The 22078-nt window shown below is 37.3% G+C and carries 23 protein-coding genes and 1 pseudogene; 17 read left to right on the forward strand and 7 right to left on the reverse strand.

Annotated features, from left to right (window positions below; all coding sequences use genetic code 11):
• Nucleotides 1-40 precede the first annotated feature (40 nt).
• The 8 genes from AC4BHA_RS03615 (at nucleotide 41) to AC4BHA_RS03650 (ending at nucleotide 9523) form a co-directional block, all read left to right on the forward strand.
• Nucleotides 41-1048 carry an ABC transporter permease gene (locus tag AC4BHA_RS03615; RefSeq protein WP_066101395.1) on the forward strand — a complete coding sequence of 336 codons (1008 nt, stop codon included), beginning with the start codon at nucleotides 41-43 and terminating at the stop codon, nucleotides 1046-1048.
• A 57-nt stretch (nucleotides 1049-1105) separates the two neighbouring features.
• A complete protein-coding gene (nikC, locus tag AC4BHA_RS03620) occupies nucleotides 1106-1963 on the forward strand; it encodes a nickel transporter permease (RefSeq protein WP_066102359.1) in 858 nt (285 codons plus the stop codon).
• A 193-nt stretch (nucleotides 1964-2156) separates the two neighbouring features.
• On the forward strand, nucleotides 2157-2735 hold the full coding sequence (locus tag AC4BHA_RS03625) for a hypothetical protein (protein WP_066101388.1): 579 nt from the start codon (nucleotides 2157-2159) through the stop codon (nucleotides 2733-2735).
• Nucleotides 2736-3099: 364 nt separating this feature from the next.
• Nucleotides 3100-3570 (forward strand): hypothetical protein, encoded by a 471-nt coding sequence (locus AC4BHA_RS03630; protein WP_066101385.1) that lies wholly within the window; start codon nucleotides 3100-3102, stop codon nucleotides 3568-3570.
• A gap of 12 nt (nucleotides 3571-3582) precedes the next feature.
• A complete protein-coding gene (gene spoVAC, locus AC4BHA_RS03635) occupies nucleotides 3583-4062 on the forward strand; it encodes a stage V sporulation protein AC (protein WP_066101382.1) in 480 nt (159 codons plus the stop codon).
• A 1-nt stretch (nucleotide 4063) separates the two neighbouring features.
• Nucleotides 4064-5080: a stage V sporulation protein AD gene (gene spoVAD / locus AC4BHA_RS03640; protein WP_490558181.1), complete on the forward strand. Its 1017-nt coding sequence runs from the start codon at nucleotides 4064-4066 to the stop codon at nucleotides 5078-5080.
• 22 nt (nucleotides 5081-5102) lie between these two features.
• A complete protein-coding gene (gene spoVAE / locus AC4BHA_RS03645; RefSeq protein ID WP_066101378.1) occupies nucleotides 5103-5459 on the forward strand; it encodes a stage V sporulation protein AE in 357 nt (118 codons plus the stop codon).
• Nucleotides 5460-5767: 308 nt separating this feature from the next.
• Nucleotides 5768-9523: an AAA domain-containing protein gene (locus AC4BHA_RS03650; protein WP_490558182.1), complete on the forward strand. Its 3756-nt coding sequence runs from the start codon at nucleotides 5768-5770 to the stop codon at nucleotides 9521-9523.
• A 489-nt stretch (nucleotides 9524-10012) separates the two neighbouring features.
• Here AC4BHA_RS03650 and AC4BHA_RS03655 read toward each other — a convergent pair whose 3' ends face one another.
• Nucleotides 10013-10699, reverse strand: a complete 687-nt coding sequence (locus AC4BHA_RS03655; RefSeq protein WP_490558183.1) for a GNAT family N-acetyltransferase — start codon at nucleotides 10697-10699, stop codon at nucleotides 10013-10015.
• A gap of 170 nt (nucleotides 10700-10869) precedes the next feature.
• On the opposite strand from AC4BHA_RS03655, the gene AC4BHA_RS03660 reads away from it, so the two are divergent.
• Together AC4BHA_RS03660 and spoVIF are read left to right on the forward strand one after the other, a co-directional pair.
• Nucleotides 10870-11028, forward strand: coding sequence for a YjcZ family sporulation protein (locus tag AC4BHA_RS03660; protein WP_066101369.1), 159 nt, complete (start codon nucleotides 10870-10872; stop codon nucleotides 11026-11028).
• Nucleotides 11029-11216: 188 nt separating this feature from the next.
• Complete coding sequence (gene spoVIF / locus AC4BHA_RS03665; protein WP_066101365.1) at nucleotides 11217-11474, forward strand: sporulation-specific transcription regulator SpoVIF; 258 nt, start codon at nucleotides 11217-11219, stop codon at nucleotides 11472-11474.
• A 68-nt stretch (nucleotides 11475-11542) separates the two neighbouring features.
• Here spoVIF and AC4BHA_RS03670 read toward each other — a convergent pair whose 3' ends face one another.
• Nucleotides 11543-13858, reverse strand: coding sequence for an ATP-dependent helicase (locus AC4BHA_RS03670; protein ID WP_318839204.1), 2316 nt, complete (start codon nucleotides 13856-13858; stop codon nucleotides 11543-11545).
• A 152-nt stretch (nucleotides 13859-14010) separates the two neighbouring features.
• Between AC4BHA_RS03670 and AC4BHA_RS03675 the strand changes: the two genes are divergently transcribed.
• Nucleotides 14011-14298 (forward strand): hypothetical protein, encoded by a 288-nt coding sequence (locus AC4BHA_RS03675; protein WP_066101360.1) that lies wholly within the window; start codon nucleotides 14011-14013, stop codon nucleotides 14296-14298.
• Between the two features lie 110 nt (nucleotides 14299-14408).
• Here the strand turns inward: AC4BHA_RS03675 and AC4BHA_RS03680 are convergent, their stop codons facing one another.
• The 3 genes from AC4BHA_RS03680 to AC4BHA_RS03690 form a co-directional block, all read right to left on the reverse strand.
• Nucleotides 14409-14834, reverse strand: coding sequence for a GNAT family N-acetyltransferase (locus tag AC4BHA_RS03680; protein WP_066101357.1), 426 nt, complete (start codon nucleotides 14832-14834; stop codon nucleotides 14409-14411).
• A 5-nt stretch (nucleotides 14835-14839) separates the two neighbouring features.
• A complete protein-coding gene (locus AC4BHA_RS03685) occupies nucleotides 14840-15355 on the reverse strand; it encodes a 2'-5' RNA ligase family protein (RefSeq protein ID WP_066101354.1) in 516 nt (171 codons plus the stop codon).
• A gap of 78 nt (nucleotides 15356-15433) precedes the next feature.
• The gene (locus AC4BHA_RS03690) at nucleotides 15434-16165 is read right to left on the reverse strand and encodes an alpha/beta hydrolase (RefSeq protein WP_490558184.1); all 732 of its coding nucleotides are present in this window, start codon (nucleotides 16163-16165) and stop codon (nucleotides 15434-15436) included.
• A gap of 135 nt (nucleotides 16166-16300) precedes the next feature.
• Between AC4BHA_RS03690 and AC4BHA_RS03695 the strand changes: the two genes are divergently transcribed.
• On the forward strand, nucleotides 16301-16861 hold the full coding sequence (locus tag AC4BHA_RS03695; RefSeq protein ID WP_139891415.1) for a phosphatidylglycerophosphatase A family protein: 561 nt from the start codon (nucleotides 16301-16303) through the stop codon (nucleotides 16859-16861).
• Between the two features lie 30 nt (nucleotides 16862-16891).
• On the opposite strand, the gene AC4BHA_RS03700 is transcribed toward AC4BHA_RS03695, so the two are convergent.
• The gene (locus AC4BHA_RS03700) at nucleotides 16892-17107 is read right to left on the reverse strand and encodes a hypothetical protein (RefSeq protein WP_066101348.1); all 216 of its coding nucleotides are present in this window, start codon (nucleotides 17105-17107) and stop codon (nucleotides 16892-16894) included.
• Nucleotides 17108-17333: 226 nt separating this feature from the next.
• Here AC4BHA_RS03700 and AC4BHA_RS03705 point away from each other — a divergent pair, with 226 nt between their 5' ends.
• The 3 genes and pseudogenes from AC4BHA_RS03705 to AC4BHA_RS03715 all read left to right on the forward strand — a co-directional run.
• Complete coding sequence (locus AC4BHA_RS03705; protein ID WP_225983664.1) at nucleotides 17334-17813, forward strand: spore coat protein; 480 nt, start codon at nucleotides 17334-17336, stop codon at nucleotides 17811-17813.
• Nucleotides 17814-17887: 74 nt separating this feature from the next.
• Nucleotides 17888-18562, forward strand: a complete 675-nt coding sequence (locus tag AC4BHA_RS03710; RefSeq protein ID WP_066101340.1) for an SOS response-associated peptidase — start codon at nucleotides 17888-17890, stop codon at nucleotides 18560-18562.
• A gap of 552 nt (nucleotides 18563-19114) precedes the next feature.
• Nucleotides 19115-19297: pseudogene (locus AC4BHA_RS03715) on the forward strand (KGG domain-containing protein); the annotation flags it as partial.
• A gap of 63 nt (nucleotides 19298-19360) precedes the next feature.
• Here the strand turns inward: AC4BHA_RS03715 and AC4BHA_RS03720 are convergent.
• Nucleotides 19361-20125, reverse strand: a complete 765-nt coding sequence (locus tag AC4BHA_RS03720; RefSeq protein WP_139891414.1) for a YqcI/YcgG family protein — start codon at nucleotides 20123-20125, stop codon at nucleotides 19361-19363.
• Between the two features lie 171 nt (nucleotides 20126-20296).
• Between AC4BHA_RS03720 and AC4BHA_RS03725 the strand changes: the two genes are divergently transcribed.
• Nucleotides 20297-21190: an ATP-grasp domain-containing protein gene (locus AC4BHA_RS03725; protein WP_490558185.1), complete on the forward strand. Its 894-nt coding sequence runs from the start codon at nucleotides 20297-20299 to the stop codon at nucleotides 21188-21190.
• A 1-nt stretch (nucleotide 21191) separates the two neighbouring features.
• A complete protein-coding gene (locus tag AC4BHA_RS03730) occupies nucleotides 21192-22049 on the forward strand; it encodes an ATP-grasp domain-containing protein (protein WP_139891412.1) in 858 nt (285 codons plus the stop codon).
• Nucleotides 22050-22078: the final 29 nt, after the last annotated feature.

Consider the following 22078-nt stretch of genomic DNA (forward strand, 5'->3'; position numbering starts at 1 on the left):
TTCATATAGGGGCGCCTGTTTATTATGGAGGTGCATACAGATGTTTTCTTATACAATGAAAAGGATTCTGTCTGTTATACCGGTTCTGTTTGGAATGACGCTGATTGTATTTGCCATTGTCAGAGCCATTCCTGGAGATCCGGCACAGGTTATTTTAGGGCAAAGGGCAACAAAAGAGTCCATTGCAGTTTTAACTCAAGAGCTTGGATTGGACAAAGCCTGGTATGTTCAATACATAGATTATATTAAGAATTTGTTTACCGGTGATTTGGGTACATCCATTAGAACGAATGCAGAGATTACTAGTGAGATATGGCCATATATTGCTGCTACGCTAGAATTAACGCTAGTTGCGATGATTATTGCCATCGTTATTGGTGTAAATGCCGGCATCATCAGTGCGTGGTTTTCAAATTCCTGGTTTGATTATTTAGCTATGATCTTAGCCTTAATTGGAGTATCCATGCCTATTTTTTGGCTGGGGTTAATGGAGCAATGGGCTTTTTCCCTTCAGCTGGGTTGGTTACCGACAACGGGACGTGAAGATATCAGAGATCCAATCAATGCGATAACTAATTTGTATTTGGTGGATACGTTGCTGCAAGGTGATTTCGATCAATTTTTTGTGGCGGTTAAGCATTTGATTATGCCAAGTATCGCTTTAGCAACTATTCCAATGGCCATTATTGCTAGGATGACAAGATCGACTATGCTTGAAGTTATGAAATCAGATTTTATTCGTACAGCACGTGCAAAAGGTGTCAGTATGTTTTGGGTGGTGTACAAGCACTCTTTGAAAAATGCATTTATTCCGGTTTTAACTGTCATAGGGCTGCAAACAGGATTACTTCTTGGAGGGGCTATTCTGACAGAAACTATTTTTGCTTGGCCGGGCATAGGGCGTTATTTATATGAAGCAATCGGCTATCGTGACTATCCGGTTATTCAATCTGGTATTTTACTGATTGCGGCTGCTTTTGTATTCATTAACTTAGTTGTCGACCTCCTTTATGCATTGGTCGATCCACGAATTAAATACTCCAAATAAAGGGTGGTGTAGACATTGGGGGAATTAGTACGAAATACAGAAGAGACACCATTGGTAATGGATGAAAAAGTGGTTTCTCCATGGGGGGAATCATGGGCTGCCTTTAAACGTAATCGTTTGGCAATGGTGGGCCTTGGTATCGTCTTATTCTTTATATTATTGGCATTATTAGCTCCGATTATTGCTCCTTATGGATATAAGGAGGTTAGTTTGACAGACCGTTTAAAACCGCCATCTGCTGAACATTGGTTTGGAACAGATGACTTTGGGAGGGATATTCTTTCACGAATATTATATGGTGCGCGTATATCCTTATCCGTTGGATTTTTCTCTGTACTGGGTTCTGTTATAGTAGGTTCAATAATGGGGCTTGTAGCTGGATATTATGGCGGATGGATTGATACAATTATTTCACGTTTTTTTGACATCCTTCTTGCCTTTCCAAGTATCTTATTGGCAATCGCGATTATTTCTATTTTAGGGCCATCTCTGCAAAATGCCCTGATCGCAATCGCCATTATAAATATTCCGAATTTTGGCCGCCTCATAAGGTCTAGAGTACTGAGTGTTAAACAAGAGGAATATATTATGGCAGCCAACGCAATTGGTATGAAGGATTCAAGAATTCTCTTTCGTCATATCCTTCCAAACAGTATGACACCAATTATTGTTCAGGCAACATTGGCGATTGCAACAGCAATTATAGAAGCAGCGGCGCTTGGATTCCTCGGTTTGGGCGCACAGGCACCGACACCTGAATGGGGAAAAATGCTGGCGGATTCGAAGGGTTTTTTAGTACAGGCTCCCGGAACGCTCTTTTTCCCAGGATTGGCTATCATGTTAACTGTCCTTGGATTTAATTTATTGGGTGATGGACTGAGAGATGCCCTTGATCCAAAAATGAAACAGCGTTAAATAAGAAAATAAAAATAGTATGAACCGCTCCTCTGCAATTGTTAGAGAGCGGTTTTTTTGTGTGAAAAATTGGCTATGGGCAGGCAATGTCATGATAAACCATAATTAACGCTTTCAGCAGAGAGGGGAGCTCAGATATATCTACAGTCTTTTGCACATATATATAGCAGATAGAAGCTAAGGAGGTAACTATATGAGCCATAATGAGATTAATAGTGCACTGCCAGCAAATGCTTGGCTTGATAAGGAGCAAATAATGAGACGATTGCGTGAAGAAGAAATTGTGGAAATAGATGACTTTTTTACAAATGCTGCGACTAAAGAATTGATGCATAAAATTAATCAGCAACAGGAATGGGAACAACATATTGCTGATAAAGATAATTCGCGTGAAGGACTTGAAGAGGGAAATAGTGATGATAGTTTGCAGCAGCAGCCCCCATTATTAAGCTTTGAGATAGAAAAGAAACAATATACTGATTTGCTGAAAGAACGGGAGCCTGATTTATTGGATGTAAGTGAAGCGAATGGAAAAACAAAGCGTAAACGTATAGAGGATATGACGAAGGAGGAATTAGTCACCTATCTCTCAAAAATGCCGTTGCTCATGTCGAGCCCGGTCTGCGATTTTATAGTGGAAGATGGGAAGCGGCTGAGGGGAACGATTGAAAAAGTAAAGGGGGATTATGTCTATATTAAAGTTGCGTTTGGGAAGAAATGGATTAAATATACATTGCGGCAAATAAAAGAAATAAAAATAGTTCGTTTTTAAAATACTTCTGTATCGGATCTGGTTATCTGTATTAGACAAACCAAACCTTCCTACATACTTATACTGTATGAGTCCTAATCAGGGAAGGAGGACCCCTTTTATGAAGATACCAAAACAAAAAGCAAGCCAAATCAAGAGAACGCCTTCCAAGCAAAAGAAAAAAAACTGTGGATGTACAAAAAATAATAAAAAAGGTCGTTTACAACCATAACCTGCTGTTTAGTCAGCAGTTTTTTTTATTTTAGGTTGTTATGCAGCAATTAAGCTACATCTAATGTTATTCCAAATAAATTGGATAAAATGCTGTGTTTAACAAACAATACAGGATAATAATTTCAATTTGTAATGAGGGGGTGAAGGTGCTATGAATAAAAGGATTTCTGTATTTTTAATTATAGCTATGTTTTTCACAATAGTAAGCGGATGTTCCGGTGACTCAAGCAGTAAAGAAGCCAAGATGTCACTTATTCAATCCGTGGATCAAGATCCCGTTTATCTTGGTGATCATTCAAAGGCACCATTAGAGAAAATAAAAGAGAAAGTAGCTTCCCATAAAGAAATCTACGATGTGGCTGTTGTCCAAAAGAATAAAGATATTTTGGTTGCGTACAAGGTTAAGCATATGCAACGCTTTCGAATGAAAAGTATCGAAAGTAAATTAGATAAGGAGTTAAAGAAAAGCTTTAAATCCTTTGATTTTACTGTATCAAGTGATATGAAAATATTTCTTGAAACAGTCGAGTTAATCGTGAATGTGAAGGATAAAGGTTACTCTAAGAAAAAAGCTGGAAAATGGTTTGATAAAATAATGAAACTACAGAAGGATATGGCATAGGCAGGTGTACATATGGCAAATAAAAAGAATGAAAAACTAACCCCTGAACAACAAAAATATAAAGAGCTGGAACAAAAATATGAAGCAAAACGTCCTGTTGTAAAGAATTGTATTAAGGCATTCTTTGTAGGTGGGCTATTTTGTCTACTAGGACAAGTTATTACGTATATGTATATATTTTATTTTAATTTTACTGAGCAAACAGCCAGTAACCCAACTGTAGCAACGATGATATTTTTAGCTATGTTATTAACAGGCTTTGGGGTTTACGATCGAATTGGCCAATTTGCTGGAGCGGGAAGTGCTGTTCCGGTTACGGGATTTGGTAATTCCGTCATTTCAGCAGCGATTGAGCATAGAACAGAAGGATTTGTGCTTGGGGTAGGAGGAAATATATTTAAATTGGCTGGAACTGTAATCCTATATGGTGTTTTTTCAGCATTTGTCGTTGCATTAGTAAAGCAAATCTATCTAATGGTTATAGGAGGTTAATATGCTAACTGGTAAACAAACCTGGGTGCTGCATAATCATCCTGTCATTTCCTCTACAGGCGTAGCTGTCGGTCCTTTTGAAGGCAATGGCCGTTTGGCTGATGATTTTGATATTATTCATGATGATCTTTGGCTAAATCAGAAAACATATGAGAAAGCGAACCGTGTATTAATTGAGGAAGCGGTTCAAAAAGCTTTGGATAAAAAGAAATTGCAAACTCGTGATATTCAATTTTTCTTTGCGGGAGATTTAATTAACCAAATCACACCTACTAGCTTTGCAGCCCGGACATTGGCCATCCCATATTTTGGGCTGTTTGGTGCATGCTCAACATCTATGGAAGGCCTTGCACTGGCATCCTTTATTATTAATTATGACGGTGCCAACAAGATATTGACTGGTGCCTCAAGCCATAATACAACCGTAGAAAAGCAATTCAGGTATCCAACAGAATATGGCGGTCAAAAACCGCCAACAGCCCAATGGACCGTAACGGGGGCGGGAGTTGCCTTGGTGGAGAAGAATGATAACTCATCTGAAAGTAAGCTCGTTGTAACCAGTGCAACCATCGGTAAAGTTGTTGATATGGGATTGAAGGATCCATTTAATATGGGAGGCGCGATGGCACCTGCTGCAGCAGATACGATTTATCATCACTTCAGGGATTTAAACCTTGACGAGGACTATTATGACCTTGTTGTTACAGGTGACCTTGGGAAAATTGGTCATGACACTGCGTTTGACTTACTGGAGCAGAAGGGCTTAAAGCTAAATAAAGAAAAATTTAGGGATTGCGGTTTAATGATTTATAAAGACGATCAACCAGTAAAATCAGGTGGAAGCGGTGCAGGATGCTCCGCGACTGTTCTATATGGCCATTTACTTAATGAAATGAGAAAGGGTACATATAAACGCATCTTACTGGCAGCAACCGGAGCGCTTCTTTCTCCGCTGACCTTCCAGCAAGGGGAGTCCATTCCATGTATAGCACACGCAGTTGCTATTGAAAGACTATAGCGTTGAAAGGTGAGGAGCATATATGCTGGCAATGTTTTTTTGGGCCTTTGTTGTAGGAGGCATTATTTGTGTGATTGGACAGCTTCTATTTGATGTAGCAAAATTAACACCTGCCCATACTCTTTCGACATTTGTTGTCATTGGCGCTATATTGGGTGGTTTTGGATGGTATGAACCATTATTGGATTTTGCAGGTGCTGGGGCATCTATTCCGATAGTAAGCTTTGGGAATTCGCTTGTAAACGGTGCTTTAGAGGAAGCAGAAAAGCATGGCATCGTTGGCGTGTTAACCGGAATGTTTAAAATTACATCATCAGGTATAACGGCAGCGATAGTTTTTGGATTTATCGCAGCCTTGATTTTTAAACCAAAAGGTTAATGAAAGAGAACCCCTTAAGTTTATGACTAAGGGGATTCTTTATGATGCAAAAGCGGTTGTAAGAGCGCGCTGGAGAGGGCTAGTAACAGCATGTGGAATGTATGATTGGTAATTTGTGTAACTTGGAAGAAAAATTCCATTTTCATGGTATTATAAAATTGAAAAAGCCGATAATTGATACCTGTTTAGAAGATCTAACACTCCAATTCCGTTGAATATATTCTGTATTAAAACAATAAGTTATGGGGAGGGCGTATGCTCTTCCTTTTTGAGGTGTAGAATTTTTTATCTGGAAAGAAGGTAAAACGGTGAAAGAAAAACTAATTCATATGAGAGATAAATTGAATGATATTAGTCGTCGTAATCGCTCTATTCGATTATTAAAAATCTACAATAAATGGAGTTTCGATTTAACTGAACTAGATAAGTTATCAAACAATAATGAAAAAATCAGTGAAGCTATTGTAAAGAAAATCGTCATGCAGTCTAAAGGTGAAATTACGTTACTTAAGCCAACAATAGAGAATGAAGATTCAATGGTCATTTCGAAAAAACTCACAGATTTATTGCGAAATATAAAAGGAATTGAAGAAGAAACAGGTATTCACGACTTTTATTTAGGCTACCCCTTTATATCAGGAAGCCTCTCTGATGGGACTTTTTTTCAGGCTCCCCTATTCTTATATCCAATCCGTTTAGAAAAAAGTAAGGTAAATACACAGAGATGGATCATTCGTGTGGAAGAAGGTGGTCCGCAAATCAATCGCACTTTATTTTTGGCGTTTAAGAAATTAAATAGTGTCCAGTTTACCGAAGAATTTTTCGAAGAGGCTGCAGAAATCGCTAAGTCTTATGAGAGGGAAAAATGGGATACTTTCTTCCAAGCACATGATATTAATCTTTCATTTTCTAATGAAGGACTCACAAAGTTAAAAGAATATAAAAGGGATGAAATTCCTGAATCCACTGGAATCGTACTATTGGAAAATGCGATTATCGGAAACTTTCCACAAGGCGGTTCTTCACTAGTTAAAGACTTTGATGCCTTGATAGACCTTTCAGAGGACGCTAATCTATCATCGTTAGTCAGTGAATTGATAGAACCACAAGAGTTTGAGTCAGCAGTAGATTTAAACAATGACAATGAAGATAATCAGACTAAAGAACCGGATATAATGAATTTGCTTGTTACGGATGGGTCACAGGAGGAAATATTAAAAGAAGCGAGATATAAGAAAGGGATTGTTGTTCACGGACCGCCTGGAACAGGGAAATCTCAGGTTATAGTTAATTTAATTACAGACGCACTTAGTCAGGGAAAGAAAATATTAGTAGTTTGTCAGAAAAGGGCTGCTCTAGATGTAGTATACCAACGCTTAGACGGGCTGAGATTATCCAATCATATAGCTTTGGTGCATGATGAAAAAACAGATCGAAAGCCGCTTTATAATAAAATTAGTGCGGTTCTTGAGACTAATAAAGTATTATTTGATCGGTCACTTGAAGATTTGAAATCCACATCAAATAGCTTGTTTACTCATGAAAAGCTGTTAAATGATATTGCTAAAGGGCTTTATGAGTACCAGGATTTTGGGTATCGTTTATATGATTTATACGGAAAAGCAACACCATTAGATCATATGGACAAAATGCTAAATTTAAAACCTGTGTTAAGTGAGTTAAATAAAGATGTACTAGATGAGATTGGTGGAAAAATCTACAGTTATGCTGAATGGTACGAGCGATTCGGCAGCGAGTCTTACGAATTGAAAAAGCGTAAATCATTCGCTCAATTTTCCATTAAAGATAAGCTTAACCTAGTAGAACTTCTAAATGATTTAATTGTGAAAGCGAAGAACGCCTCTGATTATTTGGATTCCTTAGATTACAAAAAAATTACACCTGCGTATACATGGCTGGTAGGTGACAAGTTAGATAGCATTTATCCTGATTTAGAGGGTACTGGTAAAAAGACACTGCAAGGCTTGAGAATATGGTGGTGGACCTCTTTTTCTGGTAAAGCAATTATCGAAGAGTTATTAGAGGGCGGAAAATTTAAAGGAACAAGTTCTGCAGACTGGATCAAAATTAAGCAAGCCCTTATAATCATGAATCAATTAGGTAAAGAAACAAAGAAAATGTCTGATGAAATCAACCAGCTAAAAAAATATTTCGATGAAAAAATGATCGAAAATTATCAAAGCAGAATTGCGGATGGAGATATTCCATTACAGGAATTAGATCAATTATTAGAGTATATTCATCAAGATTTTGAGGACTTACAGCAAATGGATTCATATTGGGAAGAGTGTTCAGAGGTCACGAAGAAAATCATTCAAGAACTCAGCATGAAAAGTCCTGCTTCTGAACAAGCTCTACCGGAGTACTGGGTCCAGTTATTTAAAAACTCGGCATATATTCATTGGATTGATGAAACGGAAAATAAATATCCTGAAGTTAAGAAGATTTCAACGAGCGAATTTTCAAGGATACGGGAAAAGTTTAGTCAACTGGTTGACCGAAAAAGAGAAGTTGCTAACCAATATTTAATTCATCAATTGACACAATCAGTCGAGGAGCTTAAGAAAGCTTACCCGAGGGAAATGAGAGATCTTAAACATCAGGCAGGGAAAAAGAGGATGATTTGGCCACTGCGCAAATTAGTGAATGAATTTACTGAGAAGGGTCTTGTGAATTTAATGCCGGTTTGGTTGGCATCACCCGAAATAGTTTCTTCAATTTTCCCGTTAAATGATGATTTATTTGATTTGGTAATTTTCGATGAAGCTTCTCAATGTACAGTGGAAAGCGGTCTTCCTGCCGTTTTTAGAGCAAAACAATTAATTGTAGCTGGAGACGAAAAGCAATTGCCGCCATTTAATATGTTCCAGTCATCTTTTGTAAATGAAGATGATGAAGAAGAATATGATGTTGATGAATCGCAAAGTTTATTAAATCTAGCGAAAAGAAGGTTTCCAGAAAAAATTCTTCAGTGGCACTATCGTTCGAAATTTGAGGAACTCATTAACTTTTCTAATCATGCTTTTTATAATGGACATGTTCAGATTGCTCCCAATGTCGAGCCTTTAAAAGATCCTCCAGCTATCCAATGGAAAAAAGTGAATGGCAGATGGATCAATCAATCAAACGAAGTAGAAGCACTTGAGGTCTATAGACTATTAAAAGGAACATTGATTAAGCAGCCCGATAAAACTGTCGGTATTATTACTTTTAATGCCAAACAGCAAACCAAAATACTGGATATCATTGAAAAATCGGCTGCAAACGATCAAGAATTCAATGTTGCTTATAATCAAGTGATGTCAAAAGAACTGGATGAAAGAGTATTTGTGAAAAATATTGAAAATGTTCAGGGTGATGAACGAGATATCATTATTTTCTCCATAGGATATGCTAAAAATGAAGAAGGAAAGGTCTATAATCGCTTCGGAATGCTTAACCAATATGGTGGAGAAAATAGATTGAATGTAGCCGTATCAAGAGCAAAGGAACGTATTATTGTAGTATCTAGTATCGAGCCGGAAGAGCTGAATGTTGCGGGCACAGCACAAATTGGACCAAAGCTTCTTAAATCATATTTAAAATATGTAAGAGCCGTTTCACGTACTAACAGAGAGGAAATACAGTCGGTTGTCCAAGAAATTAACGATAATGTAAATACACATGTACAAGAACTGGCACTGCATTTTGATTCCCCCTTTGAAGAACAGGTTTATAATCAATTAAGAAATTTAGGGTATGAAGTCCATACGCAAGTAGGAATGTCCGGGTACAGAATCGATATGGCCATCGTCCATCCTAATGATTCTTCCAAATATATTTTGGGGATTGAATGTGATGGAGCAATGTACCATAGCTCGGCCAATGCAAAAGAACGGGATATCTATCGTCAAAGATTCCTTGAAAGCCGAGGATGGACAATCGAAAGAATCTGGAGTAGAAACTGGTGGAAAACCCCTGCTCAAGAAATCGAAAGAATGGATCAAAAGGTGAAAGAACTATTAAGAAACGAAGAATTAAAAAAGAAAGTTAGTGAAATTTGATTAATCCAGGAGTAGCTAATTCCAAAGACTGCTATTAACGAGTTAAACTGGAGTCCTATTAAAATATAATACCCCGGCGATGGCCGGGGTATTTGTGTATGCGCCAAAATTGTGCGATAGGTGGGATAAAGGTATGTGAAAGGTGGATGAAGTCCTGGGGAAAGCAGCTATGCCCCACCTATGAGGCACCTATGCCCGGGCTATACCGGGGGATAGGTGGGTGAAAGGTAGGTGAAGTCCTGGGAAAAGCAGCTATACCCCACCTATGAGGCACCTATGCCCGGGCTATACCGGGGGATAGGCGGGTGAAAGGTAGGTGAAGTCCTGGGAAAAGCAGCTATAACCGACCTATGAGGCACCTATGCCCGGGCTATACAGGGGGATAGGCGGGTGAAAGATAGGTGAAGTCCCGAGGAAAGTTCTACTATCAAACACCTACCGACCACTTTTCAGGCACCTATGCCCCCAAAGAACCCTTTTTTGTTTCCGCTATTGGATGGTTTCCGAAATATTCCTCTGAGACGTTATGCATTCATCAAGTACAGCTAAGGAAATTTTATTCATTTTATGATATTTTTCATGATAGATTGCTGTAACAACTTGATCATAATTAATATCTTCTCCGCGAGTTAACTTTTTAAATGCGAGATATAAAGGCACCGGAGTTTGTCCAGTATATAGTGGTGGTTGGACATACTGGTATCCTTTTATAGGTGAAAAGCCAAGATGGTTAAAGAATTGAAGGCGATTTATGGTTTCTTTGTATTCTTCTTCGTTTTGCGCATCAATTTCTCTTTCAGTTTCGAGGAAGATTCCCTTTAAGGATGGGTACCCAGCATGTACGGCATCTTCTTTAAGTAGTTTCTCCATTTTTAAAAGTGTTTGTTTCCCTAAGCCTTTCCCGCGTTCTTTCGGATCGGCTGCTATATAAACAATGTAACCGCTATTTACTTGAGCTAAATAATGGGCAGTTGAGAAACAGATTACTTTATCGTCTAGGATTCCAACTAAAAAATGGAATTTGTTAGGTGTATTTTTCTCGCGTTGTCTGATGGACTCGTAAAATACGCATTCATCTTCACGCACGTATTCAGGAAAACAATCATGATATAAAGATAATGCTTTCCTTAATAGTTCATCCTCTAATTCTGTTACTTCTTTCCACTCTATAGCCATGTGTATGACTCCTTACTGTTTTCTTTTAGTGTAAAAGATATATTTACAGTAATTCAAGGTATTATTGCCGATTTTAATATTTGGGTATTCTTATATGGAGATTAGCCCAAACCGAGGAAACACTTTTAACATATGTTATGAGTGTACTAAGCGAAAGCGAGGTGACTTACATGTTTGGTTGTTATGGATACGGCGGCGGCGGAAGCAGCTGCGGTGGCGGCTATGGATACGGCGGTGGTGGTAGCTACGGCGGTGGCTACGGTTCTACTTTCGTACTAATCGTTGTACTATTTATCTTGTTAATTATTGTTGGCGCTAGCTTCTGCTAATAATAATTGAAATGCATAGAAGAGACCTAAAACCTCTTCTATGCCCTACTGTTAATTAAGTATTTACAATTAGTAAATGAAAGAAAGGGATTTCAGTCTATACTGAATCCCTTTTTTGCATGGAGAAATGAGTCTCACCTTTCCTATTTTCTTTCATATGATAGCAGTAACGATAAGGAGGCTGAATTATGGATAATGGATTCTTTAAAAATATGGAAAAGAAAACAGGCGTAAATATGAAAGATGTAATGGAGCTGGCTAATTCCTTACAAAATGCAAATTTTAAAGATGAAAAAACAGTCCGCAACGTCATTAAGAGGGTTTCGCAAATTGCAAACAAGCCTGTACCGAAGGATGTAGAGGACCAGTTGGTACAATCAATCATTAAGGATGGGAAATCATTAGATTTTAATACAATTGCCAATATGATGAATAATAAAAAATGAGTAAAGGAGCCACCTTTACATATGAAGAACATTTGATTTGACTCAAACTGCCGATCTGTATTACTCGGTTATTTGGTAATCAGTTCTTCTTTGTAAGAGGGCTCCCCTTTTAAAATCGTTAAGAAACGGGAAGATCTTGCCCGTTTTGAACGTCTATTTTCCGGTATGGAAATATATAATCCCGAGCATGCGCGTGTTACCGCTACATATAATAACCGTCTTTCTTCCTCCATAGGTTTCCTGTCACCGTCACGCCAAGATTCCAGAGCATAATCATGAGGCATGTTTCCGTCTACGCAGCCAAGAATATAAACATATTTATATTCAAGTCCTTTTGAACGATGGATGGTGCTCAGCTGAATAGCATTTATTGTTTTTTTAGACATTGATTTAATCTCTTTTGACATGGCTGTCATATGATCCGCATGAAGAATAAATTCCAGCACTGTATCAAAGCGTCTTGCAGCAATTTTCACATCCTTGATATCGTCCGACCCTTTGTCCATTTTATTGCCTTCATTCCCCCGCTTTTTGAGGTAGGCCCCAAAACCGAGTTCTTTTTCTATCATCTCGATAGCAGTTGATGGAGACAAATCCTTAAGTGAATGGATGACAGAGACAGCTTTATCTATTGCTCGCATTTGGAACGGTTTTAAATTATTGAGGAATCGAAGTGCCTCGAGCAAAGTGCAATCATTCAGGATGGATAGAGCTTTAGCATCCTGGACTGCCGACTTTTTCAAATATAGCGGCGGTAATAAATCCTGTAGCATTCCCGGATCATCTGGATTTATACTTGCTTTCATAAAGGCCAAAATACTGCGCACAGTCTTTCTTGTATAAAAGGAATCATAGTCAGAATCCACCCGAAATGGAAGACTTGAAGATGCAAGCTTTTCAAAAATAGCACGGCTCATTGTATTGGTACGATAAAGAATCGCAAAATCCTCTGGGTTTGCTCCATGCCTTATTTTTTCGGTTATGTCGGTCATAATCATGATTGCCTCAGATTCTTCATCAAATGGATAAAATAAAACCGGAGAAGGTGATTGATCATGTGTAGCCACCATTTTTTTTGGTGTTCTTGTTTTATTTTGAGAAACAATCTTGTTGGCTGTTTGAATGATTTTATGCCCAGAACGGTAATTAGCTGACAAGATTATGGTTTCGAGATAATCGTAGTCAAGCTTCAGGTTTTGTAAAAAGGCAGAATCACTGCCACGGAATGAATAAATGGCCTGATCATCGTCGCCTACAAAACATGCAGATTCTGCATTTGAAGCAAGCAGTCTAACAATCTCATATTGTACCTTATTAATATCTTGAAACTCATCGATTAGAAAGTGTTTGAACCGGTTTCGATAAAAATTAAGAATCTGTTCATTCTCTTTTAAAAGTTGATAACAGCCTGTTTGCATATCATCAAAATCGAATTTATTATTTATTTCTTTATATGATTCGTATTTTTTATAAAGCTCCTGGCAATTGACTTCCCAATCGTCAGCAGGATGAATATCCTGAGGAGATAATAAATCGTTTTTCCATCTGCTGATTTGCTGTAAGGCTTGATCAAATGCAAATTCCCGTTCATCGATTCCTAATTCTGAAGCTGCTATTTTTAGGACATATTCTTTCTCCCCATCAAATTTTATCAATTTACTTGAATGCCATTTTTGAGGTTCATGTTGTAAAAGAATTCGATAAAAAATGGAATGGAAGGTACCGGTAAATACATGCTGCAGCATAAAGGGAGTTACACCGGGCATTTGCTGTAGCCTGCTTTTCATCTCAGCAGCTGCTTTAGATGTAAACGTAACGAGCATCACCGATTTAGGATCCGTTTGTTTTTCTAATAGTAAAAAGGCTGTCCGAGCAGTCAAAACACGGGTTTTTCCACTGCCTGCTCCTGCAAGAACGAGTAAATGTCTTGCATCAGTTACGACAGCATTTGCTTGTTGATCGTCCAATAACCAGCCGTGGGCACTCAGAATGTCGATGAATGGATGATTGCTATTCACCCCAGGCAGATGTTTTTCATTATAGGATGGCAGACTTGTAATGGACTTTGGTCCTTGCCAGATAGTTTCATCAGAGCAATTGGTAATGGACCTGGATTGCGGTAAGCGAAATCCTCCGTATTCCACTGAAGCTTCATTCACTGCCGGATTCGTTTTCTCAGTTTTGTCCACACAAGGAGGACGTGAAGAATCACGATGAATAAAATATGGTTCTTCATGGATTCCAAGATACATATAAACAGGTTGACCACAATGATTACATTGAAGTTCACCATTTTTTCCAGCTTCATGAATACGAGCAAATGCCTCCTTGGGCCATGTGAGTAAAGAGATAGATTCGTTTTTCCAATTAGCTGTTTTCATCATATTCCTCATTTATATAAAAAATTTTAAAAACGACAGACAAATATCATCTTATCAAATCGAATCATATATTACAAAAGAGGATAGTAGTTTTATTCCCTTAAAAAGCGGGTAATAAAAGTAAAAAAAGGATAAAAAAGTGAGGTGGAAAAGGAATGGGGTACATAAGTCCAATCACGCAATACGAATACATACAGTACACGAACAGAACGATTGCAGCGGAGAAGCTGACTAAAAATATGATCTCGTGCTTTCAGCCTGTACAGCCAATCAGATTCCATCGCAAGAATGAAGAACGGGATTCATTTGACAGGGAAATCAATTCAGACGATTTTAGAGGTTCATCTAATCGCATTTACAAAAATTATGTGCCGACAGAAATAGTCAAAAAAACCGCTACTGAAATGACTGGGGTCGGTCAATTTATTAATGAAAGTATTTAAACCATACATTTAAAATCACTCTATACATATGGAAAGCAGCGTATTTTAATACGCTGCTTTCCTTTAATGTTTATGAGTATAAACACTTAAGACTGCAGTCGGCTGCAGTCTTAAATATGTTTCTTCATAGTGTGATGAGGGATGCCGGCATCTAAAAATTCATCGGATATAACTGAGTAACCGAGTTTTTCATAAAAAGGGATCGCCTGGTTTTGAGCGTTTAATTTAAGGATCTCAATTTGTTTAGATAGGGCATATTGTTCTATGGCATTCATTAAATCTTTGCCCACCCCTTTTGAGCGGAAATCTGGTAAGATACAAATCCTTTCGACTTTTCCATAGCTATCAACCACCCTGAAGCGTCCGGCACCTATTGGATTACTTTCCTCATCTATTACGAGAAAATGTGTAGATTCCTCTTCTAAATGATCAATTTCTTCTTCTTCAGGTACATTTTGTTCATCTACAAAAACTTTAGTACGTACCGAAAATACCTGATCCAATTCTTCTTTTTCTGATACAATCTTGATGTTCATCGTGATCAGTTGTCCTTTCTTAATTGGTATGTTTCATATACTTTCCATGCCCCATTTTCAGTTTGATAGAGTAAATGGAAGTGATCAACTACTTCTTCGTGTTCGAATTTCATGAGACGCAGTTGTCCGAGAATATCGTTATGTTCCTTGTCAGATAAATCTTGACCAATAGTAATATGCGGAACAAATTTGTATTTTTTATCTTTGCCCAGAATATCATTATGGAAATCTTCGTGAAGTGCACTTAATTCGGCAGTAGGGTCAATTTTTAAATAAATCACATTATTGACTGGTTGGAAGGTGCTAACTTTTAAGACCTTTAATGTAAAAGGCTGGTGTTGGTTTGCAATCTCCTCGAGTTTAGCTGAAATTTCCTTGATTTGCTCATCTGTGGCTGTGAATTCAGATTTTAATGTGACATGAGGAGATATACGAGAGTAATGTGAGTCATAACGCTTTCTATATGAGTTTACAATGTCTTGCAAATTTTTTGAAGGGAAAATAGCAATTCCAAAATTCATGTAAGAACCCCCTGACTTATTTTGTAAAATTAGATATTACTTCATTATAGCAAATATTCAAAAAAATTTCCTTGCTAATTATGTCCTGTGAAAGAGCCAGGTAAGTGTCCTCTTCATATCTGACTGCCATGCCCTCCAGGTATGGTCTCCATCAATCTCTTCGTAAAAGACCGGAAAGCCTTTGCTTTCAATAATCGAGTTAAGTTCCTGATTAGGTTGTACAAAATCTATGATCCCATCTTTAGATGTTTGTACTGTTGTTTCATTCTTTCCAATCGTATGGTAGATTTGCGTTAAATGCGGGAACTGAAAAGACTCCACTGCTGATAGTACGGACTCGTTTACAAGTGGGGAATGCAATGCAATCTTGCCGAATGTATTGGGATAATCCATAGCTGCCATTAATGAAACAGTAGCTGCCAGGGAGTCTCCGATTAGGGCGCGGCTCAGCCCCATTTGGTAGGTCGGATATTCGGCATCAATATATGGAACAATTTCATGTGCAAGAAACCTTTTATAGGCAGTATGCTTCAGGCCGTCAGGATGATATTTATTCCAGCGATCTTCAACATTTTTATAAGGGACACCTATAATGATTATATTTTCTATTTCTTGCCTTTCTAAAAGCTCATCTGCAGCTCGTCCAATTTTGCCTAATTGGAAATAATCTTTACCATCCTGTGCAATCAGGACGGAATACTTATACAGATGGGAAAAGGCTGAAGGTAAATATACAAGGAGTTCGATTTCCTCATTTAATTCCTTGCTGTTAAAAGATATACCCTTAATTGTTCCGGCTTTTAATGCCAATGAGCTCACCCCCTGTTATTCTTTTCAGGTATATTTTAGCATACTCTAACTTGTATATAATAATCAGGAGATTTGTGATATTATGAAGATTCTGATGGTATAATGGATGAAAGTGTAAAAAGGAGTAATAGAGATATGATTAAAAAACGTGTACATAGTAAAACAGTGACAAATGCTGCTAAACTTGCCTTGCAAAGTCGAGGTGTTACACTTGAAGCAATCGCTGAAATTGTTTATGAAATGCAATTTCCTTATAATGATAATTTAACTCTGGATGAATGCATATATAGTATAGAACGTGTCCTGATGAAACGTGAAATTCAGCATGCCCTTCTTGTAGGTATTGAATTAGATCGATTAGCTGAAAAGGGCATGCTGTCAGAGCCATTGCAGTCTATTGTTGAGTCTGATGAGTCCTTATTTGGTGTGGATGAAACCATTGCCTTAGGAGCTGTGCTCGGTTATGGAAGTATTGGTGTGACAACATTTGGTCACCTGGATAAGAATAAAGTGGGGATTATCCGATATTTAGATACGAAGAAAGAGGGAAGAGGCGTAAATACATTCCTTGATGATTTGGTCGCTGCAATTGCAGCAAGTGCTGCTTCCAGATTAGCTCATCGTCTGCGTGATAAAGAGGAATCCCTGTCCGAGGATGAAATTGAAGATATAGATCATGAAGAAATGATTGGCTAAGGGAAGGGGGGGAACCTCTTCTTTTTCTTTTTATGATGACCGCTGGGATTGATAAACGAGTTGGGTAGATAAGATTTGTTCCTTCTTAAATGTTCGATAGAGTTTGCGGTTAAAACAATAGGCACGAATCAGTTGCTCACCCATTGATTTAACCAGAATACGGCGTTTTGTAAAAATATTTTTATTCGAGACATAGATGATATCGATGGGAATTTGTTCTCTCATGCTCCTAAGTAAATCATTCATTTATCTTCACCTCCTATTTTCATTATATACGAACATATGTTTCTTATTCAACAAAAAAGAAACGTATGTTCGATGTTTGTTTTTGTTGAAGTTGTTAATCATCATTAAATAATCATCCGTTTAATGAACCTTGATAGTAGAAGATATTTACCAAGATAAAAAGAAGGAAAGAGACAAGCCTAGCAATCATATACTCTTTGTGAAGGAATGAAGGAGGGGAAGTTGTTTGGCTAATACACTTGCATATCATGAAACACTGGAATTGCATGAATTAGTAGCATTTGCATCAAATGCATTAGTAGGCTTGAAAATGAAGGTCAGAGATGTACCAAATCAGGAGTTGAAAAATCTATATTTGACTACAATTAAAGTTTTGGAAAGATATATTAAAGAGTTGCTGCAATACTTTCCAAGAGCACCGCAAAGGGAAGAGGATGAAAGAGAACAACCGGACGCCAGCTTTTTTGCAGGGAATTTATTGGGATTAACAAAAACATTAATCCGGAATTATTCGATAGCCATCACTGAAACGGCTACTCCTGTTTTGAAAAAGACATTAACAAACCAACTAAACGGAATGATTGATTTGCATAGCCAGGTATTTAACTATATGTATAAGAATAATATGTATCCCGCATATGATTTAAGTGCTTTGATTAAAAACGATGTAAACAACGCTAATAGAGCAATTGCAAAAAAATATTGAAGGCTCTGGCACCTAGATGGGTGCCTTTTTGGTTCCTGAAATAAAACTGTTATAATGGCCATGAGGTGATACATATGTGTGGTAGATTTACGTTATTTTCAACGTTTGAAACGATTATTGAACGATTTCATATAGAGGCAGCCTTTGATGAGGCAGATTATCAAGTTAGTTATAATATTGCACCGTCTCAGAGAATTGTTGCCGTTATTAATGATGGATCCAAAAATCGCTTAGGTTATTTGAGGTGGGGATTGATTCCATCGTGGGCAAAGGATGAAAAAATAGGATATAAGCTGATCAATGCTCGATCAGAAACGCTTGCGGAAAAACCAAGTTTTCGGAAGGCATACCAAAATAAACGCTGTTTAATTGTGGCTGATTCCTATTATGAATGGAAGCAAACGCCTGAAAGAAAAATACCGATGCGGATTAAATTGAAAAGCGGAGAACCATTTGGATTGGCAGGTTTATGGGAATCATGGAATTCACCAGAAGGACAGGCCGTATGCACGTGTACCATTATTACAACGTCCTCCAATGAATTGATGTCTTCCATACATGACCGGATGCCAGTTATTCTTAACCCGGAAGATGAACAAAAGTGGCTGAATCCAAAGATTCATGATTCGCATTTACTAAAACAATATTTACGTCCGTTTAATCCTGAATTAATGGAAGCTTTTGAAGTAAGTGCTGATGTGAATTCACCCAAAAATAATTCGGAACACGTAATTCAAAGAATATGTTGATTATTATTTTTCTCGGCATTTATTAACGGAAATTTTCGTTTTCTGTGGAAATCCTTCAGATTATCTAAAACTCTGACGATTAGGTATTCGCCGTATAATCCCGTATTAAACCTTACTTTTAAAAAGAGTTATTCGTTTCTTGTTAATAGGTGCTATTTTCATACTTCGATTTTTCAATTAACAACATTAGTAAAAATAAAAAAAGAATAATGACTACTATCATGTTTCCTTGACCTCCTTCAAATAGGTTGATTAACTTTTTCATTCAATATAGTAAACTACAGTACAATCATACTACTGTATGGTAAAAATTAGAATATGAGAAGTAGGAAAGGCAACATATTGATTACAAAATGGTAGTAAGAGAGATACTATGAAATGCTAGTATGATAACAACGACTGAAACTATTATTTCGAATTTAAACATTAAGTTCGAATAACAAGAGAATAACAAAAAGGTTAAATGCGTGTAATTATGTTTTTATCTTTTAAAAGAGGATAAATATAGTAGTGTAAGCAACAAAATAATTTCTTAAAAAGGAGCGATTATTTATGGCAGACAAAATGTCTAGAGAAGAAGCAGGACGCAAAGGCGGAGAAGCTACAGCTAAAAATCATGATAAGGACTTCTACCAAGAAATTGGCGAAAAGGGTGGAGAAGCCACCAAGAAAAATCATGATAAAGACTTCTATAAAGAGATTGGTGAAAAAGGCGGTAAAGCCCGCGCAAACAACGATTAAACCTTCTTCAGAAATTAAAAAAAATACTATAAGCAATCAAGGAAAAACCATGCTGACTTAGCATGGTTTTTCCTTTTTCTGATTACCTTTACCAGATGATAATAGAGTATTCCTCATTGGACAAGTTCCTTTAATTGGATTGCAATCATCCGTAATTAAATACTGTTTCCATTCTCTCTTGGATAAATCCTCATAGCCGCCTAAATCTGGATGATACGGCATGTTTTCAATCTTCTCAACTTTTTTTCTAATAACCTCAATTGCTTTTCTGCCATGTGGAGTAGTATAAGACGTATCAGCAAAAATTCTTCTTGGCTGAAAAATCATGATTAGGCAATCACCTAGATTTCGGGTAATACGATTTTGGTAAAAAGGAGCATTGCCAGATACAAAGATAGGTTCCCCGTTGAAAACAAATTCCCAATGGGGATCATCTGGATCAAGGGGAATATCATTGGACCATTCTTTATCATCCTGTTCGTGCAAATAGGATAAAATACTCCAAAAATTGGCATTATAATAATCATAATCAAGGTGCTGATAATTAAGTTCAGGCTCTACGAAAAGAACCAATGCATACCGAATAGATGGATTCTTCCTTGAAAGTTTGAGAAATTCGCTAAGTGTATGTGGAAGCGCAGAAAAATTATGATTCTCACAATACGTATAGCGGAGGAGGCCATCTCGCTCTGCTTTCATGCCAAAGTGACATGGGAATTGATTGTCACTGACAGTAGAACTCCAATAGTTATAGGCCTCATTCAGCCACCTCGGAAGAAGATTCCCCTTTTTAAAGTCAGATTTAATCAGTAAATGGTTCATAAATTAAACTCCTTGACGTATTTTTACGTACGGGACAATTAGGGATAATTTCATCATATGAAAATGATTGGAATGGTTGCTTTGTTCGATTAGATTAATGATGAAATTCTTCAGCTCTCACTGGTTTGATATAATAAAACAAACGAATAAATAGTAAGGAGCATCCTCAATATGGAAAGAAAGTATGGATGGTTAATCTATAATGGGAGTTTGCTGTCTCCAAAATTTATGGAAATCCATGATTGGTATAAAGAGTCAGCTTCAAAAAAAGGAATCATTCTCGACTTAGTTAAAAATACAGAATTATTCTCTGTTATTGAAGGAAATCAAACCATTATTAAAAGTGAAAGACAGCATGCACGGCCGGATTTTATTTTGTTCTTGGATAAGGATATTCGTCTGGCAAATCAGTTGGAACAGATGGGTTATCGACTGTTTAACAAGGCTTCCGTGATTGAAGTGTGTGATAGCAAAATCATGACATTCCAGGCACTGGCCAATCATTCAATTAAATTACCGAAAACTATATTTTCCCCGCTGACTTTTACAAATATATTGGAAAAGGATCATTCATTTATTGAGTTTATTGAAAGGGAATTATCCTATCCGATTGTTATTAAAGAGGCCTACGGATCTTTTGGTGAGCAGGTGTATCTGGTACAAACCCGTGAAGAATTGGAGAAAAAGAGAAAAGAACTACTTCAAATCCCACATCTTTATCAGGAATTCATTAAAAACAGTAAAGGCAGAGACGTAAGAGTTCATGTGGTAGGTGACAAAGTGGTGGCGTCTATGCTGCGAACTTCCGAAACAGATTTTAGAGCAAACGTGACAAATGGTGGGGTCATGCATGAATATGTTCTTCCGAAAGAATTTGAAGAACTGGCAATTAAGGCAAGTAAGATTATCGGAGCTGATTTTAGTGGAGTGGATCTTTTGTTTGGCGAAGAGGAAGAACCGATTCTTTGTGAAGTAAATTCAAATGCTCATATAAAAAATATCTATGATTGTACAGGTATTGATGTAACTGAGCATATCTTCGATTATATTTTGCGGATGGTGTGACATGTTTAAAGGCTTACTGATCTATAAGCGCGAGGATTATGACAAAAATAAATGGTTTGCCAATCAGTTTATTAATAATAGTAATCAGCACAATCTAAATATCCAGCTTGTATTTGCCGAGGAATTGAGTTTAATAATTGATAATGGAAAATTGTCCGTTTATATGGAGGAGGGGAATTCACTTCAACCGGATTTCGTCATTAACCGCACCCGAGACAGTCAAATAAGCCTTCATTTTGAATTAATGGGGTGCAGAGTTTTTAACAATTCTCAAGTGACGGATATTTGTAATCATAAAGCTAAAACACATCAAATGATTAACAGCCATGGAATAAAATCTGTGAAGACGGCAATCTCATTCACTGAGGGACAGTCGCTATTAAATTATCCACTTATTTTGAAGACCAACAGCGGCCATGGTGGGACGGATGTTTTTAAAGTAGATTGCAAAACAGAATTAACTAAGCAGATGGGGGAGCTTAATAAGGGGGATGTTATCCTACAGGAAATGTGTGATAATCCAGGTGTTGATGTGAGAGTCTTCGTACTGGGTAAGGAGATAATTGGAGCTGTTAAACGTTATTCCAGCAACAGCTTTAAGTCTAATTTTTCACTTGGCGGAAAGGCTGAGCGTTATACTTTGTCTGAGAAACAAGTGAATTTAGTAAATAAAATAGGTGAGTTATTTGATTTTGACTTTGTAGGAATCGATTTTCTCATCGGCCAGGACGGGCAATTCCTGTTCAACGAAATAGAAGATGCAGTAGGTACCCGTACACTTTACCAACAATACGACTTTGATGTTGTACATATGTATCTGAAGTATATTAATAAACAAATGGTTGACTTGCACGCATAATAATCCCTTTATTCAAAAGAATGTAAAAT

The organism is Pradoshia sp. Z3_51 (assembly GCF_058215915.1).

What these genes read in the sequence shown, in the direction of transcription:
- AC4BHA_RS03615 (WP_066101395.1), top strand. Translation starts at nt 41, where the DNA reads ATGTTTTCTTATACAATGAAAAGGATTCTGTCTGTTATACCGGTTCTG.
- nikC (WP_066102359.1), top strand. Translation starts at nt 1,106, where the DNA reads ATGGATGAAAAAGTGGTTTCTCCATGGGGGGAATCATGGGCTGCCTTT.
- AC4BHA_RS03625 (WP_066101388.1), top strand. Translation starts at nt 2,157, where the DNA reads ATGAGCCATAATGAGATTAATAGTGCACTGCCAGCAAATGCTTGGCTT.
- AC4BHA_RS03630 (WP_066101385.1), top strand. Translation starts at nt 3,100, where the DNA reads ATGAATAAAAGGATTTCTGTATTTTTAATTATAGCTATGTTTTTCACA.
- spoVAC (WP_066101382.1), top strand. Translation starts at nt 3,583, where the DNA reads ATGGCAAATAAAAAGAATGAAAAACTAACCCCTGAACAACAAAAATAT.
- spoVAD (WP_490558181.1), top strand. Translation starts at nt 4,064, where the DNA reads ATGCTAACTGGTAAACAAACCTGGGTGCTGCATAATCATCCTGTCATT.
- spoVAE (WP_066101378.1), top strand. Translation starts at nt 5,103, where the DNA reads ATGCTGGCAATGTTTTTTTGGGCCTTTGTTGTAGGAGGCATTATTTGT.
- AC4BHA_RS03655 (WP_490558183.1), bottom strand. Translation starts at nt 10,699, where the DNA reads ATGGCTATAGAGTGGAAAGAAGTAACAGAATTAGAGGATGAACTATTA.
- AC4BHA_RS03660 (WP_066101369.1), top strand. Translation starts at nt 10,870, where the DNA reads ATGTTTGGTTGTTATGGATACGGCGGCGGCGGAAGCAGCTGCGGTGGC.
- spoVIF (WP_066101365.1), top strand. Translation starts at nt 11,217, where the DNA reads ATGGATAATGGATTCTTTAAAAATATGGAAAAGAAAACAGGCGTAAAT.
- AC4BHA_RS03670 (WP_318839204.1), bottom strand. Translation starts at nt 13,858, where the DNA reads ATGATGAAAACAGCTAATTGGAAAAACGAATCTATCTCTTTACTCACA.
- AC4BHA_RS03675 (WP_066101360.1), top strand. Translation starts at nt 14,011, where the DNA reads ATGGGGTACATAAGTCCAATCACGCAATACGAATACATACAGTACACG.
- AC4BHA_RS03680 (WP_066101357.1), bottom strand. Translation starts at nt 14,834, where the DNA reads ATGAACATCAAGATTGTATCAGAAAAAGAAGAATTGGATCAGGTATTT.
- AC4BHA_RS03685 (WP_066101354.1), bottom strand. Translation starts at nt 15,355, where the DNA reads ATGAATTTTGGAATTGCTATTTTCCCTTCAAAAAATTTGCAAGACATT.
- AC4BHA_RS03695 (WP_139891415.1), top strand. Translation starts at nt 16,301, where the DNA reads ATGATTAAAAAACGTGTACATAGTAAAACAGTGACAAATGCTGCTAAA.
- AC4BHA_RS03700 (WP_066101348.1), bottom strand. Translation starts at nt 17,107, where the DNA reads ATGAATGATTTACTTAGGAGCATGAGAGAACAAATTCCCATCGATATC.
- AC4BHA_RS03710 (WP_066101340.1), top strand. Translation starts at nt 17,888, where the DNA reads ATGTGTGGTAGATTTACGTTATTTTCAACGTTTGAAACGATTATTGAA.
- AC4BHA_RS03720 (WP_139891414.1), bottom strand. Translation starts at nt 20,125, where the DNA reads ATGAACCATTTACTGATTAAATCTGACTTTAAAAAGGGGAATCTTCTT.
- AC4BHA_RS03725 (WP_490558185.1), top strand. Translation starts at nt 20,297, where the DNA reads ATGGAAAGAAAGTATGGATGGTTAATCTATAATGGGAGTTTGCTGTCT.
- AC4BHA_RS03730 (WP_139891412.1), top strand. Translation starts at nt 21,192, where the DNA reads ATGTTTAAAGGCTTACTGATCTATAAGCGCGAGGATTATGACAAAAAT.